2 protein-coding genes are annotated in these 2,142 nt (G+C 68.9%); one reads left to right on the forward strand and one right to left on the reverse strand.

Annotated features, from left to right (window positions below):
- Window positions 1-223, forward strand: a 223-nt coding sequence (locus V7D28_RS15040) for a hypothetical protein (protein ID WP_333588192.1), incomplete at its 5' end; no start/stop codon positions are given.
- Window positions 224-240: 17 nt separating this feature from the next.
- Here the strand turns inward: V7D28_RS15040 and V7D28_RS15045 are convergent.
- Window positions 241-1,791, reverse strand: coding sequence for a class I adenylate-forming enzyme family protein (locus tag V7D28_RS15045; protein WP_333588193.1), 1,551 nt, complete (start codon window positions 1,789-1,791; stop codon window positions 241-243).
- Window positions 1,792-2,142: the final 351 nt, after the last annotated feature.

A 2,142-nucleotide genomic window follows, 5' to 3' on the forward strand; every position in this document is an offset into this window, starting at 1 on the left:
CGACGATAGCGAGGAACGCCCCCGTCGCGACTTCAAGCCGGACTTCAAGGCCGGCCCCAAGAGCGCACCCAAGACCGGCTTCAAGGGGCCGCCCAAGGGCGGCGCCAAGGACGGCTACAAAGACGGTTACAAGAGCCCGCCCAAGGGCGGCGCCAGGGACGGCTTCAGGGCCGGCCCGAAATCCGGCAAGCCGTTCAAGGGACCCAAGCGTCCCCGGGACTGAGCCGGCGCTTCCCGGCCTCAGCCGCCTAGCGCCGGGCCCTTATAGTCATCGCGCAGGTCCTTCTTGAGGACCTTGCCGATGTGGCTGCGCGGCAGGGTGTCCATGAAGACGAGGTCGGCCAGGCGTTGGGTCTTGCCGACCCGGGCGTTCATCCAGGCCTTCAGTTCCTCGGCCGAGATGGCGCGACCGGGGCGCAGGGTGACATAGGCCACCGGCGTCTCGCCCCACTTGTCGGACGGCACGCCGACCACGGCCGATTCCAGCACGTCGGGGTGCTTGCCAAGCTCGAGCTCGAGGTCCGACGGATAGATGTTGAAGCCGCCGGAGATGATCATGTCCTTCTTGCGGTCCATGAGCGTCAGGAAACCGTCCTCGTCGAAACGGCCCACATCGCCGGTGCGGATGAAGCGCAGGCCCTCGGGGCTGTACCATTCGGCGTCACGGGTCTTGCCCGGCTGGTTGTGGTAGCCGACCATCATGGCGCCGGACCGGCCCACCACCTCGCCCACATGGCCCTGGGGGACTTCCTTGCCGTCCTCGTCGATGAGGCGGATATCGTGGCCATTCATCGGCTTGCCCACGGTGTGGAGCTTGTCCGGATGCTCATGCGCCACCAGCATGCAGGAGCCGCCGCCCTCGGTCATGCCGTAGAACTCGATCAGGCCGCCGGGCCAGCGCTTGAGCACATCCGCCTTCACCTCAGGGGCGAAGGGCGCCGAGGTGGAGAATTTCAGCACGTAGCTCCCGAGGTCATAGGTGTCGAAATCCGGCCGCTCCATGATCCGACGGTACTGGACCGGCACCAGCATGGCGTGGGTGGCGCGGTGCTTCTGCGACAGCTTCAGGAAGGCTTCGGCGTCGAACTTGGGCATCAGCACCGCCGTGCCGCCATTGCCGAGCGTGGGCAGGAAGCTGACCAGGGTGGTGTTGGAATAGAGCGGGGTGGAGATCATGGTGACGGAGTCCACCGAATAGATCCCCCGCCGGACCTGGCCCCAGCGCATGGCGTGAGGCTGGACGATCCCCTTGGGCGCGCCCGTGGTGCCCGAGGAATAGATGATGTTGAAGGGGTCGTTGGGCTCCACCATCACCGAGGCGGGCTGGGCGCCCGCCTCCGCCAGCCAGTCCTCGAAGGGCTGTCCGACATCGGACCCGTCCAGGGCGATGAGCCGGGCGCTGATGTCGCCCGCCACCCCGGCCAAGGCCTGGGCCACGGCCTTGTCCACGAAGAACAGCCTGGAGCCGCAGTCCTTGAGCATCATGACGAGGCTCTCGGGGCTGGAGGACGGCGCCAGCGGCGCGGCCGCAGCGCCGGCGCGAAGGGCGCCCATGAAGACTGCGGCATATTCCAGCGAGGTGGTGGCGCAGATGGCCACGGCCTCCCGAGGCGCCACGCCGTCCCGCTGCAGGGCAGCGGCGATCTGATCCATCAGCTGGTTGAGGCCCGCATAGTCCAGGGTCCGCTCGCCATCGACGAGGGCCAGGTGGCCGGGGCGTTCGCGCCCCTGGGCGGCGATCAGCTCGGCCAGGGTTCCAAAGTCCTGGGTCATCAGTTCTTCGGCGGTCATCGGCGCGCTCCCTGGGCTGGCTTGATCTTTCGTGGGGGATAGCCTGCGCCGTCCGCAGCGGCAACCGAGCCCGCCCCTGGCCTGATGGGCGGGCCAAACGCCGCGCCGCCCGTTTCCGTCATTGATCCCCACGGCGGCTGAGCTAGCTTCCGCGCGAACTGAACCGAGGATGGGCTGATGAAACGGGTTTCAAAGATCGCGCTCGCCGGCACGCTGGCTGCGGCGCTCGCCGGCTGCGGCCAGGGCGGGGGGACGTCGGATGGGGCGCCCAAGGCGGCCGCCCCCGCAGCGCCGGCCGCGCCGGCCCCCCGCAGCCGCCCAGGCCCAGAGGCCCGCGCCATGGCCCGGCCT

This window comes from Phenylobacterium sp. (assembly GCF_036723115.1).
In the GTDB taxonomy this organism is placed as follows: Bacteria; Pseudomonadota; Alphaproteobacteria; order Caulobacterales; family Caulobacteraceae; genus Phenylobacterium.

What these genes read in the sequence shown, in the direction of transcription:
- V7D28_RS15045 (WP_333588193.1), bottom strand. Translation starts at nt 1,791, where the DNA reads ATGACCGCCGAAGAACTGATGACCCAGGACTTTGGAACCCTGGCCGAG.